The 23,450-nt window shown below is 43.6% G+C and carries 26 protein-coding genes and 1 tRNA gene; 7 read left to right on the forward strand and 20 right to left on the reverse strand.

Features of this window, described 5'->3' with window-relative positions; genetic code table 11:
• Positions 1-6: 6 nt before the first annotated feature.
• A complete protein-coding gene (locus tag F6I03_RS01610; protein ID WP_070626082.1) occupies positions 7-1,455 on the reverse strand; it encodes a YSIRK-type signal peptide-containing protein in 1,449 nt (482 codons plus the stop codon).
• 196 nt (positions 1,456-1,651) lie between these two features.
• Here F6I03_RS01610 and F6I03_RS01615 point away from each other — a divergent pair, with 196 nt between their 5' ends.
• Positions 1,652-1,900 (forward strand): hypothetical protein, encoded by a 249-nt coding sequence (locus F6I03_RS01615; protein WP_070430716.1) that lies wholly within the window; start codon positions 1,652-1,654, stop codon positions 1,898-1,900.
• Positions 1,901-3,445: 1,545 nt separating this feature from the next.
• Here the strand turns inward: F6I03_RS01615 and F6I03_RS01620 are convergent.
• The 10 genes from F6I03_RS01620 to F6I03_RS01660 form a co-directional block, all read right to left on the reverse strand.
• Positions 3,446-4,261, reverse strand: coding sequence for a bifunctional DNA primase/polymerase (locus tag F6I03_RS01620; RefSeq protein ID WP_070430715.1), 816 nt, complete (start codon positions 4,259-4,261; stop codon positions 3,446-3,448).
• A gap of 272 nt (positions 4,262-4,533) precedes the next feature.
• On the reverse strand, positions 4,534-6,150 hold the full coding sequence (locus F6I03_RS01625) for a hypothetical protein (protein ID WP_070430714.1): 1,617 nt from the start codon (positions 6,148-6,150) through the stop codon (positions 4,534-4,536).
• Between the two features lie 15 nt (positions 6,151-6,165).
• Positions 6,166-6,396 (reverse strand): hypothetical protein, encoded by a 231-nt coding sequence (locus F6I03_RS01630; protein ID WP_070430713.1) that lies wholly within the window; start codon positions 6,394-6,396, stop codon positions 6,166-6,168.
• A gap of 83 nt (positions 6,397-6,479) precedes the next feature.
• A complete protein-coding gene (locus F6I03_RS01635) occupies positions 6,480-6,773 on the reverse strand; it encodes a helix-turn-helix domain-containing protein (protein WP_070430712.1) in 294 nt (97 codons plus the stop codon).
• Positions 6,774-6,874: 101 nt separating this feature from the next.
• The gene (locus F6I03_RS01640) at positions 6,875-7,192 is read right to left on the reverse strand and encodes a hypothetical protein (protein WP_070430711.1); all 318 of its coding nucleotides are present in this window, start codon (positions 7,190-7,192) and stop codon (positions 6,875-6,877) included.
• A complete protein-coding gene (locus F6I03_RS01645; RefSeq protein ID WP_070430710.1) occupies positions 7,182-7,412 on the reverse strand; it encodes a hypothetical protein in 231 nt (76 codons plus the stop codon). Before F6I03_RS01645 ends, F6I03_RS01640 begins: the two co-directional genes overlap by 11 nt.
• Before the next feature lie 78 nt (positions 7,413-7,490).
• Entirely contained in the window at positions 7,491-7,631 is a 141-nt protein-coding gene (locus tag F6I03_RS09715) for a hypothetical protein (protein WP_168160466.1), read from the reverse strand.
• 116 nt (positions 7,632-7,747) lie between these two features.
• The gene (locus tag F6I03_RS09815; RefSeq protein WP_070430709.1) at positions 7,748-8,095 is read right to left on the reverse strand and encodes a hypothetical protein; all 348 of its coding nucleotides are present in this window, start codon (positions 8,093-8,095) and stop codon (positions 7,748-7,750) included.
• A gap of 57 nt (positions 8,096-8,152) precedes the next feature.
• Entirely contained in the window at positions 8,153-8,470 is a 318-nt protein-coding gene (locus tag F6I03_RS01655; RefSeq protein ID WP_083290544.1) for a hypothetical protein, read from the reverse strand.
• 83 nt (positions 8,471-8,553) lie between these two features.
• The gene (locus F6I03_RS01660) at positions 8,554-8,760 is read right to left on the reverse strand and encodes a helix-turn-helix domain-containing protein (RefSeq protein WP_070430708.1); all 207 of its coding nucleotides are present in this window, start codon (positions 8,758-8,760) and stop codon (positions 8,554-8,556) included.
• Between the two features lie 112 nt (positions 8,761-8,872).
• Here F6I03_RS01660 and F6I03_RS01665 point away from each other — a divergent pair, with 112 nt between their 5' ends.
• Positions 8,873-9,625 (forward strand): helix-turn-helix domain-containing protein, encoded by a 753-nt coding sequence (locus tag F6I03_RS01665; RefSeq protein ID WP_070430707.1) that lies wholly within the window; start codon positions 8,873-8,875, stop codon positions 9,623-9,625.
• Between the two features lie 71 nt (positions 9,626-9,696).
• Positions 9,697-10,854, forward strand: coding sequence for a site-specific integrase (locus F6I03_RS01670; protein WP_070430706.1), 1,158 nt, complete (start codon positions 9,697-9,699; stop codon positions 10,852-10,854).
• A 101-nt stretch (positions 10,855-10,955) separates the two neighbouring features.
• On the opposite strand, the gene F6I03_RS01675 is transcribed toward F6I03_RS01670, so the two are convergent.
• Positions 10,956-11,028: transfer RNA gene (locus F6I03_RS01675), tRNA-Ala, on the reverse strand.
• A gap of 217 nt (positions 11,029-11,245) precedes the next feature.
• Between F6I03_RS01675 and F6I03_RS01680 the strand changes: the two genes are divergently transcribed.
• Complete coding sequence (locus tag F6I03_RS01680) at positions 11,246-12,007, forward strand: SDR family NAD(P)-dependent oxidoreductase (protein ID WP_070430705.1); 762 nt, start codon at positions 11,246-11,248, stop codon at positions 12,005-12,007.
• Positions 12,008-12,053: 46 nt separating this feature from the next.
• Entirely contained in the window at positions 12,054-13,184 is a 1,131-nt protein-coding gene (locus tag F6I03_RS01685) for a pyridoxal-phosphate-dependent aminotransferase family protein (protein ID WP_150983043.1), read from the forward strand.
• A gap of 54 nt (positions 13,185-13,238) precedes the next feature.
• On the opposite strand, the gene F6I03_RS01690 is transcribed toward F6I03_RS01685, so the two are convergent.
• Genes F6I03_RS01690 through F6I03_RS01705 form a run of 4 tightly spaced genes read right to left on the reverse strand, consistent with a single transcriptional unit; the run spans position 13,239 to position 16,849 of the window.
• Positions 13,239-13,559 (reverse strand): MTH1187 family thiamine-binding protein, encoded by a 321-nt coding sequence (locus F6I03_RS01690; RefSeq protein WP_070430703.1) that lies wholly within the window; start codon positions 13,557-13,559, stop codon positions 13,239-13,241.
• Between the two features lie 17 nt (positions 13,560-13,576).
• Positions 13,577-14,044: a hypothetical protein gene (locus F6I03_RS01695; protein ID WP_070430702.1), complete on the reverse strand. Its 468-nt coding sequence runs from the start codon at positions 14,042-14,044 to the stop codon at positions 13,577-13,579.
• Positions 14,045-14,056: 12 nt separating this feature from the next.
• Positions 14,057-15,628: a VWA-like domain-containing protein gene (locus F6I03_RS01700; protein WP_070430701.1), complete on the reverse strand. Its 1,572-nt coding sequence runs from the start codon at positions 15,626-15,628 to the stop codon at positions 14,057-14,059.
• A 21-nt stretch (positions 15,629-15,649) separates the two neighbouring features.
• Complete coding sequence (locus F6I03_RS01705; RefSeq protein WP_070430700.1) at positions 15,650-16,849, reverse strand: AAA family ATPase; 1,200 nt, start codon at positions 16,847-16,849, stop codon at positions 15,650-15,652.
• 145 nt (positions 16,850-16,994) lie between these two features.
• Here F6I03_RS01705 and F6I03_RS01710 point away from each other — a divergent pair, with 145 nt between their 5' ends.
• On the forward strand, positions 16,995-17,864 hold the full coding sequence (locus F6I03_RS01710) for a fructosamine kinase family protein (protein ID WP_070430699.1): 870 nt from the start codon (positions 16,995-16,997) through the stop codon (positions 17,862-17,864).
• A 45-nt stretch (positions 17,865-17,909) separates the two neighbouring features.
• Here F6I03_RS01710 and F6I03_RS01715 read toward each other — a convergent pair whose 3' ends face one another.
• The 4 genes from F6I03_RS01715 to F6I03_RS09905 form a co-directional block, all read right to left on the reverse strand.
• A complete protein-coding gene (locus F6I03_RS01715) occupies positions 17,910-18,842 on the reverse strand; it encodes a dihydroorotate oxidase (protein WP_070430698.1) in 933 nt (310 codons plus the stop codon).
• A 190-nt stretch (positions 18,843-19,032) separates the two neighbouring features.
• The gene (locus F6I03_RS01720) at positions 19,033-20,481 is read right to left on the reverse strand and encodes a TrkH family potassium uptake protein (protein WP_070430697.1); all 1,449 of its coding nucleotides are present in this window, start codon (positions 20,479-20,481) and stop codon (positions 19,033-19,035) included.
• Positions 20,482-20,484: 3 nt separating this feature from the next.
• Positions 20,485-21,849, reverse strand: a complete 1,365-nt coding sequence (gene trkA / locus F6I03_RS01725) for a Trk system potassium transporter TrkA (protein ID WP_070430696.1) — start codon at positions 21,847-21,849, stop codon at positions 20,485-20,487.
• 36 nt (positions 21,850-21,885) lie between these two features.
• The gene (locus tag F6I03_RS09905; protein ID WP_256365968.1) at positions 21,886-22,020 is read right to left on the reverse strand and encodes a hypothetical protein; all 135 of its coding nucleotides are present in this window, start codon (positions 22,018-22,020) and stop codon (positions 21,886-21,888) included.
• Between the two features lie 153 nt (positions 22,021-22,173).
• Here F6I03_RS09905 and F6I03_RS01730 point away from each other — a divergent pair, with 153 nt between their 5' ends.
• Positions 22,174-23,397, forward strand: a complete 1,224-nt coding sequence (locus tag F6I03_RS01730) for an NADH-dependent flavin oxidoreductase (protein WP_070430695.1) — start codon at positions 22,174-22,176, stop codon at positions 23,395-23,397.
• The last annotated feature ends 53 nt before the right edge of the window (positions 23,398-23,450 follow it).

Here is a 23,450-nt window from a genome sequence, read left to right on the forward strand (position 1 = left end):
ATAAATCTATTTGCGACGTTTTAACAAGGCAGCGCCAGCAGCGACTAAGGCAAGTCCGAATCCGGTGAAAGATACCGCAACTGCACCTGTTTTTGGTAAAACAGAATTTGTTGGTTGCGTGCGGCTAGCTTTAGCCTGTCCTGGCTTAGCTGCCTTAGGTGCAGAAGCAGCTACATTCCCTGGCTTAAGAGCTGGGGCTTGGTCTTTAGCAGGTGAAAGACTTGGTTTAACTTCACTTGCAGGGGCTTGAGCTGCTTGGTCTTTTCCTGGTGATGGCTTGTCTAGGTTTTGGCTTGGTGCTACTGCGCTAGGCGTTGCAGTTGTAGGGGCAGCGGTTGTTGGCTTAGTATTTGTCGGGGCCACTGCGCTAGGGGGCGTAGTTGGTTTAGATGGTTGGCCAGGAGTAGTTGTGGTCGTAGAGCTTGAGTTTGTACTGCCTGGTTGGTTTGTCGTCTCTTTCTTTGGATCCTTGCTAGTTGTATCAGTTGATGGCTTGGCGTTATTGTTATTGTTTTTATCTTGTTTTTGATCAGGACCTTGTTGACCTGGATTGGTCTTATCTGTATCTTTATCAGTTAAAGGCTTGTCATTAGATGGATTTACATCGGAGTTATTGTTATTGCTTTGATCTTGATTTTTAATAGAATCTGGGTTTGAATCCGGTGTTGGTTCTGAATCAGGTTTTACAGTACCACCAATTTTTCCAGCTTCATAATTGGTATCACCAGGTTGATACGATAAAGTCAAAGCAGCAATTCTATTGTACTTAGTTTCATACTTAGAAGCATCTACACCAGGAGTTAATTTGGAAAATGTTCCATAGCCAAAGGAAATATTACTTGGATTTAAGATTTGATAGAGGTGACCATTTTGTTCGGTCCATATCCCTTTTGCGTCTTTCAAAGCAGGTAGTTCCGCGCTAGTCCAAGCTTCAAAATCAGCTTCCAGGTTAGAGTGACCCCAGCTCAGGTTTTCTCCCCAAGCACTGCTATTGTGGTACTGTGGGTCACTTACTTTATCCGGTGCCTTATGTTCGGTCAAACCATGAATCGCTGTCTCTTCTGCCCGAATGTAGGCATCTTTTTCAAGCATCCGGTCATAGCTGATACCATTGACATATTCTTCCTTGTTCAAGCCTTTTTGAGTGACGTAATTTTTGAGCGAAGTGCCTTCAAAAGGTACTGATTCATCGTCATAATAGCTATTACGGGTATTGCGGATTAATTCCAAAGTTCTCTCAGCTTGCTTGGGATCTTGGATTTCATAAGCTGCATTGCCAGCTTGATCTGTTGGAGCTGCTGTTGTAGTCGCTGTTGTGGCAGTTGTATCGCCTGCAGCGGCAGTTCCAGTTGCTTCAACCACTTGAGGGTTGGCTGCGAGGAAGCCTGCAATGGCTACAGAGGCAAGACCTAGATTCAGTTTACGAAATGAGAGTGTGTTTTCTTTATTCTTCATATAATCTCCTCCTTATTCATAGTATAAGTATACTACATTTTATCAGCAAAAACTCATTATTTCCTAAACTGTTATTAATCACTCCTGAACGGTATAAAAAGCCAAGATAAGCTCTTATCTAAATGAAAATCCTTTCAGTTAGGAAAAGTTTCCTGTATAATAAGACTAAATTTTAGACATGTAAGGTGGATGACAAATGCATATTGACGATGTGAAAGAATATTTTTTAGAGTGTTTCAAACTCAAGCAATCCATTCGAACCTCTTCTATGTTTGTTGGGATTACACTGAGCGTTTGTTTATGCTTGGTCCTTTTTCTTCTCATCTATCTCTTATCGCCAGTCAGCTATGAGAATTTCTTCCTAGGAATCTTTGACCTGGTCCGCTACCTCCTCCTACTCGTCTTCTTTTTAAATATTTGGAAGTATTTCTCTTCACGAGCATAAAATAAGCGCTCCAGGATTCATTTAGCCTGGAGCGCTTATTTGGTTATAAATTCTCAAAAGAATTAAAAAAGTAAGCTAGCACAATCCATGGCTAGCTTACTTGCTTAAAGGTTGATAGAACAACGTTTATAAAATTATCTTATGGAGACGATCGGGCATTTTTCAATTAAATATTCTAAGTAAATCGCTATCTAAAACATCGATACATAGGCGTTTTTTAGAATTGTTGGGTATGCTTGATAAGACTTGAAACAGATAATTAACGGAACAAAAAACAACACACACTTTTAATCTACCCTCACCGCTAAATTAGTAAGTGAGCACCTATTAAGCTAGGTGCTTTTTTGTGCTCAGATTAACCCCCTTTTGAAGGGGGAAGATATGAAGCTTTAAAAGCAAAAAGGCGTTCATTTATAGGTAAACGCCTTAAGCAAATTGAATTATCGATAAAATGTATTGAGCTAATAATTGCCGTTATTAGCTTAGCAATTGTAATAACCCAATTAATGATGTTGCATTGTTTTTTTTAACAAGGCGCTAGCCCTTTAGCTAGTGCCCTCCCCTTGAACTAATTCAACCATAGAAAGAGAACACTTCTATATCAAAAAGTGCATGAATCTCCTGCTTTAAACTCAAGATTATGGTGTCCGTACTATGGACACCCTTATTGACCGTACTCAATAACATAACGTGATTGAGTTTTAGGGTATAAAGGGGCGGAACTATGAAACGTTATAAAAAAGCGGTCACATAATGACCGCTTAAAGCAAGTTGAACTAAGAATAGCATACATTGGGCTAATAACGGCAATTATTGGCCTAATCACTACCCTTGAATTAATTTTACCATATGAAGAGAATACTTCTACATCAAAAAAATCATGAATCGCCGTAATTCTTACGCCCAAAGGCTAACACCGTTTTCACCGCAAGCTTTTAAGCTCAAGGTTCAGAGTGTCCATAATATCAATAACAAAACGTTATTCAGTTCCCGTCTGACCTACCGGAATGGTACCGAAGGTTGTAACTACTAGTGACACCTCACTAGCTCCATTTTTAAAAAGAGGGGGTCTCTAGTACAGACGCCCCCTATACTCAAACGCAAACCCTAAAATAAACATGCTGTAACTACTAGTGACACCTTATCAGCTCCATTTTAAAAGATGGGGTCTCTAGTACAGACGTCATCTAAAATACAGCTAGTGTCCCCTAAAACTTAACTGAATTTGCATCTTATCGCGATAATAAAAAATGTCGTTTATTTTAGCATGTCCCCCTTCCGTTGACCAATCCCCCAAAAGAATCGCCTTTTGTTTAGGCGGGGGGTCTGTATAAAGAAAAAGCCTATCAGCTTTGATAAAGCGCTAGACTTGATAATAGCAGTTATCAAGCTAGCTACAAAGCTTTTAGACCTTTTCAATTAGTTTCACTATATAGGGATTGCGGTTTTTCCGCTTTCCCTTACCTTTAACAAAATTATACCACAAGAAGCGAAACAAGATAATTCGCTTTTGCACCCTAAAACATAGTTACAATACATTACACGTTAGCGATTTAAAGCACTAGAAACAGTCGCTTCCCATTCTGAATCCGTGAATTCATCACCAGCTTTTATAGAGCCAATCAAGCACCTAAGCGGTTCGATTGGCTGGCCACAATCTTTTGCATAGCTAACCGCCTTGAATAGATCATTATTGCGATTCTCACTTGTTCCGTTAATAATACGATCATAAGCCCGCTTTCCTTCTCCCTCCCCTGTTCCCCTGGATTGAAGATGGCTGAAGTCATAATCTTGTAACACATTACTCGCTGAATACTTGGCTAAGGTCTGCTTGATATAGCCCCCTCTTTGTCTGAATATTCTATCTTCAAATTCCCCCTCGTAATGGATAGGCTCACACCAATTCACTGTATCATAAACACCCTTAGCTGTTCTGGATCCCGTCAAAAGGAAATAGTTGTTGTCATGGGCCTTGATATCTACATGCTCCAAATAGTCCACTTTGTGCCCATAATTTACCCCCTCATTCTTCTTGAATATAATATGACGTCCTCCGCTAGGTGTTGACTGAATCCATGTATGCTTAGCGTTTTCTTGAAGCTCTTCATAATAGGGGATTTCCTTTAGAGAATCCTCCCCGCTCTTCTCGCCATCACGTTTCGCCACATCTATATCTATGCACCATACTCCCCGACACAAAACCGCTAAGCCTGTTGCTTGTTCATATTCTGCTTCATGTCTCAAAATAAAGGCCTCAGTTATAGGTACATCTTTAAATGAAACTTTCGGCTTTTTTCCGTTCATGGGAATTGTTTGAATTTGATCACTCAGTAAATTAATAGCATTCTGACAAACACTCATGTTCTCCCTCCTCTTTCCCGAACCCTTCCTAACATGAGAGTTCGGAAAGGGTTCGGTTTTTATAGTCTAAAAACATTGTTATATCAGCATTTTAAAAAAAAACCTAACTCAACACCTTCCTAACCTTGTCTGTATATAAAACAAATCATCATCAACTAGAGACACTTACTATATAAGATAAAAAAAATATATAAAATAAGGTTAGATAGGTTAGTTGTTGTTATATTAGTAATATGAAGGTGCGGTAAGGGTGTGACTTAGGCTAGGTAGGGTTAGGCCACCTTATTTAACAATTCATACATCTCATTAAATAGCTTTAGATTACCTACTTCATGAACTTTAATATTTTGTCCCTCGATCCATTTTGATCTATTTATTTCTACACCGATCCCCTTAACAGCTTCTCTTGCTACTTTCTTTCTCAAGTTCCCATAGTCTTCCCTGATAGCCTTCTGTAACATCTCATCTCCCGCTAAGATAAATCCTTGTTGTTTAATCACCCGCAACATAATGGTTTGTGTTTCTGAAAACTCTTCGCTTTTAGACACTAATGGGAAGGTATAAGGTTGAAAATTAAATTTCCCGCCTTGCTCTTTAAGATAATCAAGGCTTGCTAATAAAAAGCTTAGCCCTGCTTTAACATTAGGTGTGCGATCGGGTGCAATCCAATCCCACCACGGTTTAAAATTAGCATTCGTTTCTTCGGGTGTCTCTTCTCCTCTGTCTTTCGGGGCAATATTGACCATTCGGCGCAAGTTTGCTTTTAGGCTTGGTGCTTCAATTTTTTCATTGGTATCAAGGATGAGCACCGCTTCACTCTTGAAGGAAATTTGGTTCGCCCCAATATAGCGCCCCGTTAATACTTCGCCTGTTCCAATTTTTCTAAGAGTGGGCCACTGTTTTGAAGTGATGCTGCCTGTTTCGTTTAAGTGAGCCACTTCAGCCCCTAGGAAGCGCATGAAGGCATTTTGTTTCTCGATACTTGTTCCCTGTAAAAGACTGTCAGGGTCAACAGGAACAACATTAAACACGGGTTGCATGCTATGCATGAACAAGCCTTTTCCTGTTCCGCCACTGTCTTTCATTAAAAATATCTTCTCGGGCTGTATGATTCCCATTTTTCTTTGCACGACATAAGCATAAATAAGGCGCATATTGTGATAACATTCTGGCTTATCGTTGATAAACTCAAGATATTCTTTAGCTCTATCAACTTCTAAATTGCTAAAAGCCACTTCAGAAAAGTAGCTTTCGACTAGTTCATCAGACTGTAATTTATGTTCTTCCATCTTTAAATCAGCCACATTATAGATCCAATCTTCTCCCGCAATCGTATAGGGTAAGACGTTGTAGCCATGATCTTCTTCAAAGTGCTGGCTGAACAATTCTTCGAACACTTGCAAGAAGTCTCTTATTTTTGACCCCTTCTCTACGCCGTAATGATATTCAAATTGCCCCTCGCTAATTTTTAGGTAGGTATGGGCATGGTCTAACAGTAAGAAACATTCTAGCTTTTCACTATAGATCACCCTACCTGAACAGACATCAGCAACAAACATAGCATAGTTTGAGAATGCTTCAGGCTTTGCGACTTCGTTATCATTCCCGTTTTTCATTCGTTTGGTTACAATTCGCCCATAAAATATCCCCGTTTTTCCTGCTTCAATGATATAATTTAAGTGAAGGTTTTTATAATATTTGCCATGCTCAAAACCTTTTACCTCATGAAATACGTTGCCCACATTCTCGATTGACTTAGCCTGTCCCTCAATGTCAGCAAAGTAAATCCTGTTTAAAATATCTTTTATCCTCGCTAGGTTCGTTGTCTCGACTCGGTCTAGCTTTTCTTTTATCTGAAATAATCGTTCGTGTAACTCTTTAGCGTCCAAATAGCATCACTCCTTTTATTCTTCGTCAAGCAAGGCACAATAAACTTCCTCTAGGTTCTTAGCCAAGTCCCCTGTCATTAGTTCAATAAAGACGCTATTAAGTTCTTCAGCAAGGGCTAGATGTCTGCTTATTTCTCCATCCGTTTGGCAAGTTGCTATAAAGGCTAAGTCTGTTGCTAGTTCGTGATGTTCGATTAATTTTATAATTGGCCGTATTTTTGACGCCAAATATTTGTTATCTGTCATGATGTGTCTTCCTTTCTTTTTTGTGGTACAATAAATTAACTTTCTGATATGTTGGCTTGTGAGGTAACCCCCACAAGCTTTTTTTATTGGTACGGGTGCGCTCTGATAAAGTCATTGAGTACCTTCCGTTCAATGTAAATCTTGTTGCCTAGCTTACTAAGCGGTAAGCCCATTTCTTTGTGCCATTTCTCTGTAATGGTGTTTCGGCTAGTGTTGTACATGCTACATGCTTCGTCAATCGTCAGCATCTCCCTAGTTACAGCACAATCCCGCTTAGCTTCTTCCATGGCATCACGATAAAGATAGATTAGTGATGCTTTGAGCTGGTCGTTAAAGTCCTTTGGCAACTCAAACTGTAGAACACCGTTATTTGCCATAATTAACCTTCTTTCTAGCCTTTAATAGGCAAATACCTTGCTGGCTTCTTTCGGTTGGATATTCCTATAACTTAATCATTTCTACAGGCAAATATGGCATTCTATGATTCAACACCGTGAACATTCTTGAGTAGGCGTCTGGTTGCCTGCTCTTTTTGTTCCTCGGTCATCTTTCTAGGGCTATGAATCCCCACACCGCCTTTTATTTCCCCTTCAATGGCTATCAGCTTTCCGCTGTCTTCGTGGTAAATTTTGCGACTCGGTACATCATCACTTGGGATAATTTTGTCTTCCCACTTCCTAGCATGGGGGCCGTGGTCGGTATAGATAAACCACTTCTTCAGCTCCGCATCATAGGTTATAATTGTTTCGGCTTCCATTCTTGAACATGGTCGCCCCTTGCTGGTCTTAAATTCCATCTTCAAATTCCTCAGCTATTAATTTTTTAGCTCCTGTAAGTGCAATAGATGTTCCAAGAATTGCTGCATTCATAGTGTACGCTAGCCGTTTCAGTTCTTTTAATTGTTCGTCGCAATCCTCTAGTTTCTTTGAAAGAGGTAACGAAAGATTTTCAGCTTGTTGGATAACTACAAGTGCTTTGTTAATTTCTGCTTCAATTTTTCCGCCGTTAATGCTCATGATAATACTCCTTCTATTTTGAATAAAATTCATTGTTCCGTACAACCTTTTCCCCTGTCACTTTTCAAAGTGTATGGCTTATAAGTAATAATCATCATTCCCTGCCTTATAACGTTCTAGGTAAACATGGTTGCTATAGGTCAGCAAACCATACATAAACAAGAATAGTGTTGCTGTAGCGGCTATAAAAGCCCCTAAGCTCTTTAATAAAATCTTCATGGCTTCACCCCCTTAAAGTAGTTTATTGATTAGTCAACTCGCGTTCTGGTCCTGCTAAGCATGTGTTTTTGAATGTTCTCCTTCTGCTAGTCGTCTGGTTGGTAAGGGGCTTTTTATTACATCACTTGATTCTTAATTTCCTGGTAGGTTAGGCCCTGATTAAGGTACATAATGACTAGCGTTGCCAGCTCTCTGTACCTGGCCAATTCGTCCCCGGTCATCAGGTCGAGGGCTGGGGTGCTCTTCCTGGCATTCTCTCGCTCCCTTAGCTTGTAGTCTTTTTCTTTTTGGCCACTTTCTGAAGCTTGGATTTTAAATCCAACCTTGCCAAATTTATTTAGACTAGATTGGCGTTTTCTTATAAGCCGTGTAACAGTATGGTGTTGTACCTCAGCACATTCTGCCACAATCGAACTTAATGTATATGGGGCTTCTTTGCCGTTCTCTAAATAAACTAGTTGCATGGTGGTATCTCCTTCCTATTTTGAATGTAAACGGGTTTTCATCTCACTGCTTATAATTTAACTAGCTGGCCAAGTGCCGGTTTTTTTCTTTAGAATTGTCAGCACTCGCATTTCTTCTTTTACCTGGGATTCATAGCTGGCAATGAAGGCGTGTAATTCGTCCTCATCAGCAACTAAATAATAGCCTTGTGGGGCTGTTCGGCTTGCTCCAATCAATAGGCCTTTTGCCCGCATTGAAGCAATCAGCTCCCTAAATTCTCGAACAGAAAGCTGAGGCTTGAGTAGCTGGCAAAGCGTACTGGCAGTTTTCGCTTGCCTTCGCCCTGTCGGTAATAGGTCAAAAACTTCCTTTTCTGCTCGGGTCAGTTCTTCCATTTTTTCACCTCCTAAACGTCAATAGGCGTTACATACAGACTTGCTAATTCAGCCGTGGGGACTAGCGTAAATATTCGTAAATTCTAGTTAAAAAAAATTGCTTCGATAGTTGCTGTAGGTTCTTTCTTTGAAATTATATTTACAATTTTTGCCATTTCACTTTGTTTAAATTCTGATAGTCCTCTTTCTTTTCTGCTGTAAGCATCTACAGATAGATTCAAAAGCTTAGCCATTTGAGATTGGTTCATTTTAATAGCTTTTCTATAAGCTGAAACTTTATTAACTTTCATCGTCTCACCTCCTTTCAAAAAGACTATATAACGTATAATTACGTAAATCAACTTGTTTTTACGTTTTTTTACACGATTTATGGTATTATATATTTATCAGGAGGTGAAATAATTGAAAGTAGATAAAAATTTAGTAGGAAATAAGATAAAGGAAATTCGTTTAAGCCATGGCTGGTCCTTAGAAATATTTGGGGAAAAACTCGAAAATCCACCCGTTAAGCCTGGAATCATATCTAGGTGGGAAAACGGTATATCTTTACCGAACAATAAGCGTCTTAAAGCTATAGCTGACTTGGCTGGCATCACGGTAGAAGAGTTGTTGCAAGGTGAGAAGCCAGAATTAATTGTTCCTATGAACGATAAAAAGAAACTTTATGATATATTGGAAAGTCAAATTATCCAAGCTGAACAATATATGGCTAACTATGAAGACTTGCCTGGTGAATATGCATCAAGATACTTATCCCCTATAGCGCAAGGCATAGAGAAAAGTCTTGCTTATCAAAAACTTATCGAAAAGCCACAATACGCCTTCTATATTTATGAAGGCCGCTTGTATTTGATGACTAACGTTGATGACTTAAAAAGTGATGACTATAAGTTAAGCATGGGGATCTTTGAAACTATACAAGTTGAAGCCTTTGACGAAAAGACTGGGCAAAAACATCTAGTATTTGAAGAACCAATAACATCTAGTGAACAAGTCGTGCGCATAATCAAGAAGTATTGGCAATCTAACCATGATATTAAGTTTACTTGGGAAAAGTCTGATATTTTAAACAGTGGCATTCTTAAAAATATCCCTCTTAACTTCCCTTACCCCATCGAAGATATCCACAAAAAACAAATACTTGAATACAACTAGCCACAAGCCTACCTAACATACAGACTTGCTAATTCAGCCGTGGGGGTAGATTTAGAAAGGATATGTTAGAAATGGCAACGTATAAGAAATATACCAATAGCAAGGGTGAATTCTGGTCGGTTCGGGGTTACCTGGGCATAGATGAATTGACTGGCAAAGATAAGAGAATCAATAAAAGAGGATTTAAGACAAAAAAAGAGGCTTCACAATACTTTGACCAACAAAAAATCAAATTTGTTAATGGCGAAAGTATCGCAAAGCCTAAAAAGATGAAGTTTACTCAAGTATATCATGAATGGCTTGAAATATATAAAAATGATGTTGAAGAGTCAACACTTAGCAAAACGGTAACTATTTTTGAAAAACATATATTGCCCGCTTTCGGGGATTGCTTCGTCAATAAAATTACTAGCCAAATGATACAGAGCAAATTAAACCATTGGCACAAAGAATATAAACATCATAGAAAAATGTTTGCTTATTTCAAACGGGTAATGAAGTATGCTTATATTCATGGTTACGTTACTAGTCTAGAAACAGATAAGGTTGTCACACCTAAAAAGAAAGTGAAATATCGTTGTGACCAAGAAGACAAGTGCCCCTTTTACAATATTCAGGAATTGCGCCAACTGATGAAGATTCTTGAAGCTGAAGAAAGTCGCAAATGGCATGCTTGCATTCGGACTATGGCCTATACTGGGCTAAGGCGTGGGGAAATTCTAGCGCTCACTTGGAACGATATTAATTTCACCAACAAAACATTAACGGTGGATAAGGCTGTCGGCCAAACGAATAGCAATAAGATTTACTTGAAAGACCCTAAGAACGAAAATAGCAATCGTACAATTAGCATTGACGATACTACACTAAACGTTTTAAGACGCTGGCGGGCTGAACAAAGCCAAGAATTATTAAAATTTGGCTTTAAGCCACTAGGGAAACAACAACTTGTTTTTAACCATCCTAAAACAAATAGCTTACTAAATCCTTCAATAATCTACACTCGCTTTAAGAAAATTTGCGAACAAAACAACTTTAGGTTTATCAAGATTCACGGGCTAAGGCATACACATTGTTCCCTGCTCTTTGAGGCTGGGGTTCCCATGAAAGACGTGATGAAGCGCCTAGGGCATGGGGATATTAAAACGACTATGAACATCTACACTCATGTTACAGAACAATCAGAACAAAGAAGTGCCCAACTATTCGCAAGCTATGTTAATTTTTAGGTAAAATTAGGGGAACGGAACAAAAAACGGGAGGATAACAAAATAGATTGCTATCTTCCCGCTCTAAACGTTGATACACCAACATTTATAAAAATATCAAATGGAGACGATCGGGCTCGAACCGACGACCTCTACACTGCCAGTGTAGCGCTCTCCCAACTGAGCTACGCCCCCGTCAATAAGACTATTCTACCTAATTTTCCCTGTAAAAGCAAGCCCTTTTACTAATTATTTTATTTTTTGAACTTTAAATAAAGATAAGCATATGATTTTATTTGCGAATCCCCTAGATCAAGTGGCTAAGCAAACTAAATTATCTGCTATCTTTAAAAAGTAAATCTCTGAACTGAAAGCCTTTCCATGTTATACTGTATGTAAAGGAGGATGACCTATGAAAGCATACACACTAATCACGGGAGCTAGTTCAGGAATTGGCGAGGCCTATGCCTGTTTGGCAGCCAGCCAAGGGCAAAACCTAATCCTAGTTGCCCGCCGCGAAGAGCGTTTGCTTGCTTTAAAGGAAGAATTTGAGCATGAATATCCTGGAATCCAGGTCCATTATTTAGTCCAGGATCTGAGCCAAATTGACGAATTGGAAGGCTTCTACCAGAAAACCCAGGCCTATTCCATTAATTGTTGGATCAATAACGCGGGCTTCTCGAATAAGAAGGACTTTCTCAGCCTGACCAGCCAAGAAATCTTGCAACTTATGAAAGTAGACATGGTGGCGCCCACTTTGCTCAGCCAATATTACTTAAGCGATTACCAAGCAGTTGAAGGAGCAGTCCTGGTCAATGTTTCTTCAGTGGCGGGCTACGAGCTCATGGAGTCCTCACCCTTCTATAGCCCGATGAAGTTCTATATCAGCGCCTTTTCCGAAAATATTGGCCGCTATCTCCACAATAAGGAAGCTTCGGTCCAGGTCAAAATTTTAGCGCCTGCTGCTGTGAACACGCCTTTTATTAATGTAGCTTCCCAGGATGAGTCCCTGAAGGCAGATGATGTGTGGAAACATTACAATGAAGCGGATGAAATTGCGGGCTATCTGGACCAGCTGATTAAGAGTGATCAGACTCTGGGCAAAGTCAACCTAGAGAGCCGTGAATTTGAGCTCTTGAATCCCCAATTACCCAACAGGTGGGCAAAAGATTAAAATTGTATTATAATAAATAAAATTTAGTTTTGAAAGGAAGTTGTTTATGCTAAATATCAGTCCAGGTCCTTCTCATGTGAGTGACAAGGTGCTAAAAGCCTTTGCCCAGTCAAAGACCAATACCGACCTTGACCATGACTATACCAAATACCAGCGCCAGGTTGAAAAGAAAGTTTCTCAAGTTTTACAGACGGACGCCCCTTCCTTCTTCATGGTAGGCGAAGCCCTCATCACTTTGGAAGCGGCCATTTTCTCCATGGTTGAAGCAGGCGACCGGGTCTTAATCTTGTCCAACGGGGTCTATGGGGCTGGTTTTGCCGACTTTGTACGCTTTGTTGGAGGCCAACCTGTCCTCTTCGAGCAAGACTGGCGCCACGGCCTAGCATTGGATGAATTGGAAAGCTTCCTAGCCTCCGACCACGACTTCCAAGTGGCGACCTTCGTCCACTGTGAGACCCCAACCGGTATCTCCAATGATATCCACGGCATTGGCCAACTCCTCCACCGCTATGGGATCTTATCGATTGTGGACTCCGTTTCAGGAATTGGAGGGGAAGCCATCGACTTTGACCGCGCCCAAGTCGACGTCTTGCTAGGCGGCAGCCAAAAATGCCTCTCAGCACCTGTGGGTATTGGGACCGTCACTCTATCCCAAAACGCCCTGGACCAGCTAGACCAGAGAGAGAGTCCTATCCCTTCTTTCTACTCCAACTTTAAATCTTATCTCAGCTTTGATAATGATCATTTCGATTTCCCATATACCATGAGCGAGAACTTGGTCTATGCCATGGATGCTGCCCTAGACCAAACCCTATCCTATGACTTCGCAGCCAAGCATGACAAGTGGGCAGAAAATACGCGGAAAATTTTCCAAGAAGCAGGCTTTGAACTTTATGCTAAGGACCATCCGGCTAATACATTGACCGCCGTTCTCTTACCTGAAGGCTTTAATAGCTTTGACGTCATGGCAGAGGTCAAAAAAGAAGGGATCTTAATTGTCAGTGGCGATGGGCCACTCGGCGAACGCATCTTGCGGATTGCCCATATGGGATCCAATATGGAAGTGGACTACTTCGATGCCATGTACCAAGCCCTCGACAAGGCCTTCCAAAAACTTGGCATTCCTAGCCAAATTTCCTTGGCAGAAGCTTTCCGTTCATCCCAGCTAGAAGATTAATAAATAAAGAAGAGATTGACTTTAGATTTTTTAAGTCAATCTCTTCTTTTTTGCCTACTGGTCAGCTAATTTCTTCTCTTCGCGAGCTAGGCTAGCCTTTTTCTGTTCGAAAGCATTCTCTCGGCCTGGGCGAATATCTGCCCGGAAACTAATCTCCGTGCGGATGCCATGCTCAGCCAGGGCTTTAGCTGCTCGGCTCACAACTGCCATGACTTCATCCAAGTCCCCTTCAATTTCTGTAGTCATCGCATGGGTCTGATAAGGCAGGCCAGATTCTTGAATGACCTTGACCGCTTGAACAACATACTGGGACAAATGATCTCCCTGTCCATAGGGTGCAATGGCAAGGGCACATAAGGTATTTAATTTTGACATCTAAAAGACTCCTTTCTTTAATCTTCCAAACCATTCTGAGCCTTGTACTGGCTCACTTTTTGTTTAAGTTCGGGCACGCCATCCCGCATAAGCTGTTCCCAGATGGATTCTTGGCTCCCATGCCGGGTGATCACTGACTGGCCCCGGGCTGAATCTTGGCTCTGAGCCTCTTCCTTGACTTGGACATAGGCTTGCCAGACCGCTTCTAGGAAGTCATCTTCGACTTCATCCACTACCCGGTTGTCTTGGCGGTAACGGTTGCCCTTACGCACCAAACTCTCCTTCTGATAGGGGCTTTCCCAATGGGCCAGGTAGCCCCGGGCCACCATATAAAAGGCCGCTTGGTCCGTAATCTCAGCAAAATTGAAGGTCAGCTGATTCTTCACCTTGTCTAAGTCTTGATAGTTAAAGGCTTGCACCAAGGGCAGGTAATCGCCAAATTGAAGCCGAATCAGTGCTTTCTTCAGGTCAAGTGTTTGTGACATAGGCCCCTCCTTCTAATCGAGCGGTTGACGCAGGCGGTGCTGCATCAATTGATTATTATAGGCTGCACTTTGACGCAAGTAGAGAACTTTACCATAGCTTTCCGTAGACAGCGGATTCTCCTCCTGGGGATCAGCCTGGGTGAGAATCCAGTACATGTTATGGTAACCATAGCGGTCAAAGCCATCATCCCCATAGCCGTCTGTGAAGTAAACAGCTACCGAATTATGGTCGTTAAAACCATTGGCGTGGAGCCAATCGAAGGCGGGCGCAAAACTCGTCCCTCCCCGACCTTCAAAAGAAAATTGGGCCAAGGTCTGGTGGGTAAGACGTTCTGCTTTGACCACCTTGGTATCCACTTGAACGAGCCAGACCTGGTTGCCCAGGGTCTTTTGAATATTGGCTAATTCACCTAGACTATAGGCTAGGGCTTCCTCGTTTTGCGAAGCAGAAGTATCGACAAAGACAATGAGTGTCGTCGCAGTATCCAATACCCGACCAGGCAAGTCCACACGGAAGGGCTGGCGGCGGTTCATGCGGTTCTTAGAGAGCCGGTAAGGGACAGGAGTAGCCCCCTCCCCCCGCTGGATGATCTCCTTCCAGTTAATGGCGCGCGATTTATTCATCGGTTTCACCTGTTCCGACAATTGCCCTGACAAGTGTTCCCGCATCTCATCGGTCAAGTCATCGTAAGCCTTGCGGACCAAGCCATTAATAATTTTGCGGTGGAGGTCATTATTCTTGCCTTGGGGGATCACCTGCTGCATGGAGAAGTTCTTCTTCATTTCATCATTTAATTGTTCGGCTGAATCAATGCGCAAGTCCGATAGCTTGTCTTCATCGAAGTTGCCTGCTAATTGACTGTAGAGGTCATCCATCTGACCCGACCCCTTCATCTTCTCGAAGGTAGATAGGGTCCGGTTATGACTGGGATGGGACGGGTCATCAGCTATCTTTTTCATTTCTTGGTAGTAATAGAGCGTTCCCTTCTTCTCCTGGAGGCGGACATCCAATTTCTGCCTTAAGCCTTTTAGTGAAACCGAATGGCTTGGCAGGTCTTGGATATACTGGTTAATCTCAGTTTCCATGGCCACACTCATGATTTTAGCATCTTCGCTTTCTTGGAAGGCCCAATCGTAATCCGTCATGTGGTTGAAAATAATGTGGTAGCACATCTGCCGAATACCTGCCAACATTTGCTTAGGGCTCTCATAATACATGAAGAAAAGAATGGGATTAACCGTCAAGGTAAAGCGCAGGCCTTCAAAAGATAAATTCATCGGCTTAGCCAGGGTCTTACTCATCTGCCGGTCTAAGCGGTAGATAATCCCTGCAAAGAGGCTATCATTGGCCCCACTGTAGCTGCGATCCGTCATCAGAGAGGCCGTTAAGAGGCCAATAAAGTCGTGCATGAGGTCAGAAAAGACCTGGTAGTCTTCATCCGCTCCAAAGTTCATATAAATGATGAAGGCAATCCGCAAGCGAAAATAGCGGTCGTCGATATTGTCAATGGCGAGCTCCTGCTGGCTAGAACCCATCAAGGCCAACAGGTCATCCCGACTCTTATTTGTTTTGATTCCGTCCATACAGGTCTCCTTTCCTTCACTCTAATTTTTTGAAACCGCCATGGTAATTTCAAAGGCCCGGTCCACGTAAGCTTCAAACTGGGAGAGGGCTTCATTCAAACGTCCCATGGCTGAATCGGCTGCGGCTTCATTCAGACGCTTCACTAAACTATAGACTTCATCGGCTTCCGTTGCCAAGAAGAGGTCAAGATAGCGACTGAGGAGTGCTTGGTCTTCTAGTAGGTTTTCATGGTCCAAGAGATATGCCGTTAAGTCTTCGATAACCCGCTTTTTACGGATGGCCTGCATGGCCTGGTAACGGTCTAAGATAGCAGGATCTAAATGGTCCCCCTCAGCTTCGACCACTTCTTGCGCCTTGATATAGTCTCCCTGGTGGGTCTGGAGGTAAGAAAGGAAGACTTGCCCGGCTTCTTCCCCGATACAGCCATCAATCCCTTCGATAAGGAAGGCGAGGAGGTCGTCATCCGCCAGGTCCAGCAGGTCATAACCAGCGTCTTCATAGTTATAGAAGAGTTCGGATAAGCGTTCATAGGCACGTGGCGTGGGGTTCTTATCCCGGGTCTCGTCGATAACAATGAAATACTGCCGGCCTTCAGCTTGTAGGAAGTCAGAGATGAGCGGATGGATCCTAGCTTGACCTGACCGCTGGGGATGGTCCACTTGGGCAAAAGAAGCGAGCCACTGGTCCAAGGTCGTTCCCATCCGGATACGCATGGTCCGGTCATTAATGGCCATATCCCGGGCATTGGTCGCATAGGATGACCCTTCAAAACCTTCGACATCAGAAGAAGGGTTCTCAGCCGTAATAATAACAACATTATCGGGCAAGTCGATCCCCATCAGATTCCGCTGGAGGACCAAGTTCATTAATTCCCCTTGGACCATAGCGATAGGCCGGTTAAATTCATCGAGGAAGAGGATGACTTTCTTATCTGGATGGGCCTTAGCTGCATCCACTGCCCCTTGGACTTGGGGGTTCAAATAGTAATCGATCCGGTCTTCTTTAGGCACCGGCATGGTGAGGTCCCCTGGCTGCAAGAGCGAACAGGTGATCTCAAAGAAGGGGAAGCCATTGCTGGCAGCCAACTCACGGACGAGCTGGGACTTACCAATCCCCCCATGCCCCACTATATCCGTTACAATATTTGAATCTTCTTGAAGTAATAAATTAATTCCCTTAAAGACTGCCGTATAAGTCAGCCCAGGCACTCGGTCTGCCATCGACATCCACCTTTCTAATGAGTCATTTCAATCTTCTTCCATTATAACAAATATCCCAGCTTGAAACTAATCCTAGCTTTTGAGCTTTGGGCCCAAAAGCATTAGAATAGACTTAGCAAGTGAATAAAGATTCAGGAGGTAAAAGATGTATTCATTAAGTGAAGAACAAATTGCGCAGTTGCCCCTAGAAGAAGTGCAAAGTCTGACTCCCGTCACAGGGGGTGATGTCAACCAGGCCTACCGTGTCCAAAGCAAAGCCCAAGACTACTTCCTCTTAGTTCAACCTGGCCGCGGGGCTGATTTCTACGCCTCTGAAATTGCTGGCCTGGAAGCGATGGCTGAAGCGGGTATCCGGGTACCCCAAGTGATAGCCCATGGAGAATTAGGACCAGATGCCTACCTGCTCTTAGAGTTTATCCAGGAAGGCCAGGGCCAACAGGCAGCGCTCGGCCGGATGCTAGCCAAGCTCCACCGCAGTCAATCCGAGAGCCAGCAATTCGGCTTCGATTTAGCCTACCAGGGCGGCGATATCAGCTTCGACAATTCCTGGACAGATAACTGGGCTGATTTCTTTATTAAGCAGCGCCTACTCCCCTTAGGCCAAGCCATAGACCAAGAAGGGCTCTGGCAAACAGCAGACCAAGCGACTTACCGAACTCTTCTTGATCGCATTGCGGAAACTTTAGAAAACCATGATTCTGTTCCTTCCCTCCTTCACGGGGATCTCTGGGCAGGTAATTATATGTTTGACCAAGAAGGCCAGCCCCTACTCTTTGATCCGGCTTGTTTTTATGGCGACCGGGAATTTGACCTCGGCGTCAGCCTTGTTTTCGGAGGCTTTGGACCAGACTTCTACCAAGCCTACCAGGAAGCCTATCCCCTAGCCCCCGGCGCCAAGGGCCGCTTAGAATTCTACAAGCTCTATTTCCAAGCCCTCCACCTCTATAAGTTTGGTTCGATCTATCTCCAGTCTGTCCGCCAAACCATGGCCCGGATTAGCAAGCAAAGTCAATAAAGGAAATAGAAAAAGCTGTGCTCATTCCATGCACAGCTTTTAATTTTAATCCATATATTTTAATTTACCACGGAAGTCCTCAATCGTTCGATAGCCTTTGTCGACCATGATTGCTTCCAATTCTTCCGTGAGGCTGGCAAAGCAGCCTTCCCCTTCCTCATAGAGGGTTGTTCCGACCCCTACCATGCTGGCACCGCAGAGAATATGTTCAAAGACATCCCGACCATCACAGACACCACCTGTCCCAATGATGGCAATCTCTGACCGCAAGCGTTGGTAGAAAGCATGGACATTGGCTAAGGCCGTTGCCTTAATGGTCTCACCCCCAATTCCACCGAAGCCATGTTTAGGTTTAATCACGACTTGCTCACCATGGATCACTAAGCCATTGCCGACTGAATTAATGCAATTGACATAGGTCAAGGGATAGCGATTGAGAATATCAGCCATTTGGTCAAAATGACTAGGGTCAAAGAAAGGTGGCAGTTTGACACCTAAGGCCTTAGTAAAGAAAGAAAAGACACGCTTTAGAATCCGATCTGTTGTTTCGAAATCATAGGCAATCTGGGGCTTGCCAACCACATTCGGACAAGACAGATTGAGCTCAACAAGTCCGTTGAAGTCACTTGCTTCCACTGCTTCTAGAATTTGATAGATTTTTTCTTCTTCTAATTCCGTAACCGAGAGAAAATAGACCTTGTCCGGCTTGGCCGCTTGGAAGTCAGCGAGCGCTTGGAGGTAATAGGCTAGGCCTTGGTTGGGTAGACCAGAAGAGTTAATACTCCCCAAAGCAAAGCTTTCAACCCGGGGCTGGGGGTTCCCCTCCCTTGCTTCAAGCGTAGCTGTTTTAGTGATAAATGTCCCAGCTGCCGATTCGTCCAGGCTAGCTAGTTCTTCTTTCCTTTCACAAGAAACACCAGAAGCATTCATAAGACAATTAGAAAAATGAAAGTGATGAATTTGACTTGGCACTGCCATTGATAAGCCCTCCTAATAATAAATTAAAAAAAGAGCCCCTTAGCTAATAAGTGGGACTCTAAATCAGACAAATAATAATAATAATAAAAAAGAGGGACCGAATCAAAATTAAGCATATGTTCTTTCATTTGACGGCCCTCCTTTTTTTATTTTCTTTTTATAGTTTAATCATTTTGTCCTAGACTGTCAATTAGATTTTTTGCCAGGTGTGCTTAGAGAAGAGTAGGAGCATCGGATAGATCTCTAAGCGCCCAAAGAGCATGGCAAAGGATAGGACCAGCTTGTTCCAATTGCTTAAGTCTGCAAAGCTAGCGGCTGGACCTACTTCTCCTAGACCCGGCCCCACATTATTATAAGTTGTAGCGACAGCTGACAAGATGGTTTCTAAGTCTCCCATGCTTGGTGCTACGAGGAGGACAAAGAGGACGAAGAGCAAGACATAGGTCACAAAGTAGTTCTTAACACTTGTCAGCCAAGCCTTATCCACTTGCTTGCCTTCCATCTGTGAAGCCACAGCCTGGTTTGGATGGATCATCCGCTTGGTATTAGCCAAGAAGCTCTTCCATAAGATGGTGAGCCGTGAGACCTTAAGCCCTCCGGCAGTAGACCCCGCACAGCCGCCAACGAACATCAAGAGGAACAGGATAAGCTTAGAAAACTCTGGCCACTGGTTAAAGTCATTGATGGAGAAGCCGGTGGTCGAAATCACCGAAGCCACGGTAAAGAGGGCTTCCTCTAAAGCTTGGCCCAAACCTGAAGTCTGGTCCTTAATATTCCAAATAATGAGAGCAGTGGCACCTGCCACAATTAAGAGGTAGTTTCTCAGCTCTTCATTTCGAAAGGCCCGACGATCTTTTTGGATCAGAAAGAGGAAATACAGGTTAAAATTGACCCCAAAAATTAACATCCCAGCCGTTAAAATATAGTTAATCAGACTGGAATCATAGTAGGCCACACTGGTCGCCTTAATCCCAAAGCCCCCTGTCCCAGCTGTCCCAAAGGCATGGAGGATAGCATCAAAGACGGGCATACCTGCTAGGATCAAGGCAATAATGAGAACCAAGAAGAAGGCGAAGTACAAAGCATAGAGGATCCGCGCAGTAAAGGAGAGGCGCGGCACAATCTTACCAAAGCTTGGACCGGGCACCTCAGCGCTCATGATCTTACTTGCGCGTCGGTCGACCCGGGGTAAGGCAGCCAAGACGAAGACCAAAATCCCCATCCCCCCAATAAAGTGGGTAAAAGACCGCCAAAAAAGAACGGAATGGTCGAGCGCCTCCACATCGGTCAGGATACTGGCTCCCGTAGTGGTAAAACCACTCACTGTCTCAAAGAAAGCATCGAAGAGAGAATCCATACTGCCTGTAAAAATAAAGGGAAGGCCACCGAAAAAACTCATCAGAATCCAAGAGAGGGCCACAACCAGCATGGACTCCTTGGTATAGATGGCCAAATTTCGCACCTTGCGCCAACTCATTAAGCCCCCAATCCCCATCAGGAAAACTGCCGGCCCAAGGAAGGCTAGGACATTATCCCAGCCTTCCTGGTAGAAGATAGCGACTAAGACGGGAAGGAGCATGAGGAAGCCACAAACTGCTAAGATACGACCGAGGGTATGGATAATTACACGTGTATTCATGCCCTACCCCCTTAGAATGTCATCCAAGTCAGAGATATCCCGTTGGTAAGCAACAATAATCAACCGGTCCCCCACCTGTAATTGGTCATGGCCGCTTGGGATGATAATTTGTCCCTGGCGGAAAATCGATCCGATTAGGACATTATCAACCAGGTTAATTTCAATCAGGGACTTGCCGACTAAACGGGAGTCAGAAGCAACGATGAACTCGATCGCTTCCACCTGATTATTGGCTATCCGATAGAATTTCTCAATACTCGAGCCATAGGAGCGGACAAAAGACCGAACGAGATGAATAATGCGGTCAGCGAAGAGCCGGTGGGGAATCACCACCGTTTCTAGGTCCATGAGCCCGGTGTATTCTAATAAGGCCACCCGGTCCATCTTGGTCAAAGTCTTACTGATTCCTAAACGTTTGGCTAGGATACTCAGGACGATATTTTCTTCATCAATACCAGTCAGGGTAATTAAGGCATCGAAGTTTTCCAAGTATTCTTCAAATAAGAGGTCAGGATGGGTGCCATCACCAACAATGACCATGGCTTGTTCATTCTCTGCTGCCAGACGGTAAGCCTTTTCTTCTTTGCGCTCAATCACTTTGACCGCAATTTTTCTCTGGATCAATTTGGGTACCAGATGGAAGGCAATATTCGAAGCCCCCACAATCATAGTCGAGCGAATCTTCTTGGTCGACCCACCCAAAACCTGGTAGAACTCGCGCAATTGCTGGGTATCGCCTGTGACATAAAGCCGGTCATTAGCTCGGATAACAAAGTCCCCATAAGGAATAAAAATTTCATCCTGGCGTTCCACTACGCAGATCAAGATTTTATCGATATAGTCGAAGACAGTTCCCAGTTGGCTGAGGGCTAGCCCATCAATCTGGCTCCCCTCACTCACATCCAAGCTAATCAGATGGGCCCGCCCCCTAAAGAAAGATTCTACACTAAAAGCTGAGGGATAGTCTAAATTATTGAGCATCTCAGTAGCCGCTTCCAGCTCAGGATTGACAATTAAGTCAATGCCTAGCTTGCCATTGGAGAAGTTCAAGTAATCCGTATATTCGGGATTAGACACCCGGGCAATGGTGTACTTAGCCCCCAATTCCTTGGCAACAATGGATGCCATCAGGTTAATTTCATCATAATTTGTCACAGCAATAAAAACATCGCAATCTTCAATCTTAGCTTCTTTAAGGACGCTAATGGTCGCCGCATTACCCAAGACCCCCATAATATCGTAGTTAGAGAGCAGGTCTTCTAATTTATGGGCATCTTTTTCAATCAGCGTCACATCATATTGTTTACTTGAAAGGTCCTCACATAAGGCGGAGCCAACTGCTCCAGCACCCACAATGGATATTTTCATTTTGTTTTACTTCGCTTCTTTCTCTTAGTCTTTCATTTAATAGCCAATTAGATGCGCATGAGGACGTGCCCCAATTAAAAGCTCCATCATATCATTAATAGACAGCAAAACAAGTTTAATGATCGCAGAGCTTTGGTCGGCATCCTCCAAGGCCAGACGCTCAATCTGCATCGCTGAAACTCCTTTAACTTAAATTATGCATCTTTCGACTCAGTACTAACTATAATAGATGAATGGTCTAGAAATTGCACGTCTTTTTTAAAAGTTTTTTGAACGAAAAGAATGTGCTATAATCGATTATAAATAATAATAGGAGGAAATTAGATGTCAGAACAAACAACTGCCAAATACCAGGCCCTTTTTGAACCCATTCAACTTCCTAATGGCATTGAATTAGCCAACCGCTTTAGCCTTAATCCATTGACGACGAACTCTTCATCGCGTGAAGGTTTTATAACCGATGAAGACCTCTTCTATGCCGAGAGACGGTCCCAATCAGCGCCCCTACAAGTCACCACAGCGGCCTATATCGAAGACTATGCCCAGCTCTTCGAATACGGACCCAGTGTTCGCGATGACCGCTTCATCTACGGCTTATCCAAATTAGCTGAAAGCATGCAAGCTGACGGCGCCAAGGCCATCCTCCAGCTCACCCATGCTGGTCGTTTCGCTAAGATTGCTCTCCAAGACTACCATGTGGTCTATGGGCCAAGCCGGATGGAACTGAAGACCCCAGTTGAACATACCGTCTATCCGATGAGCGAGCGTAAAATTGACCATGTTATCGCCCAATATGCTGCCGCTACCCGTCGAGCCATCCAGGCTGGCTTTGCAGGGGTTGAGATTTCTAATGCGCAGCGTCTCCTTCCCCAACAATTCTTCTCCCCCTTCTCTAACCAAAGAGACGACCAATACGGGCCCCAATCGCTCGAGAACCGAGCCCGCTTCGGGGTTGAAGTCATGGCTGCCTGCCAAAAAGTTATTGAAGAAGAAGGTGCCAAGGACTTTATACTCGGCTTCCGTGGGACACCTGAAGAGACCCGGGGCAGTCAAATTGGCTACACCGTCGAAGAATTCAATGACTATTTCGACCGCTTGCTCGATGTCGCTGATGTCCAATACTATGCGATCGCTAGCTGGGGCCACGACATCTACAAGGAAAAAGTGCGGGCTGGTAAATACCAAGGCCAATTGGTTAATGAAGCTGTCTACAAGCATGTGAACGGCCGCGTGCCCGTCATTGCCACGGGTGGAATCAATAGCCCAGACAAGGCCTTAGAAGCCTTCCAACATGCAGATATGGTAGGCTTGTCTTCCGTCTTTGTCACCGAACCTGATTTCGTAACGAAACTTGAAGAAGGCCGGGAAGATGCTATTGATATAGGCTTCTCTGTAGAAGAACTCGATGACTTAAAGATTCCACACCGGGCCTTTAAGGACCTGGTTGAATTTATGGACTTCGGTGGGTCACTCCCCCAAGAATCCCGCGACCGCTTACGCGAACTCGCTGACCAGACGCCGACTTCTTATTTTAAAGAATATAAATAATGGCTAAAGACATGAAGCGGCCCTCCCTCGATGCTCGAGGAAGGGCCGCTTTG

This window comes from Aerococcus sanguinicola (genome assembly GCF_008726925.1).
Classification (GTDB): domain Bacteria; phylum Bacillota; class Bacilli; order Lactobacillales; family Aerococcaceae; genus Aerococcus.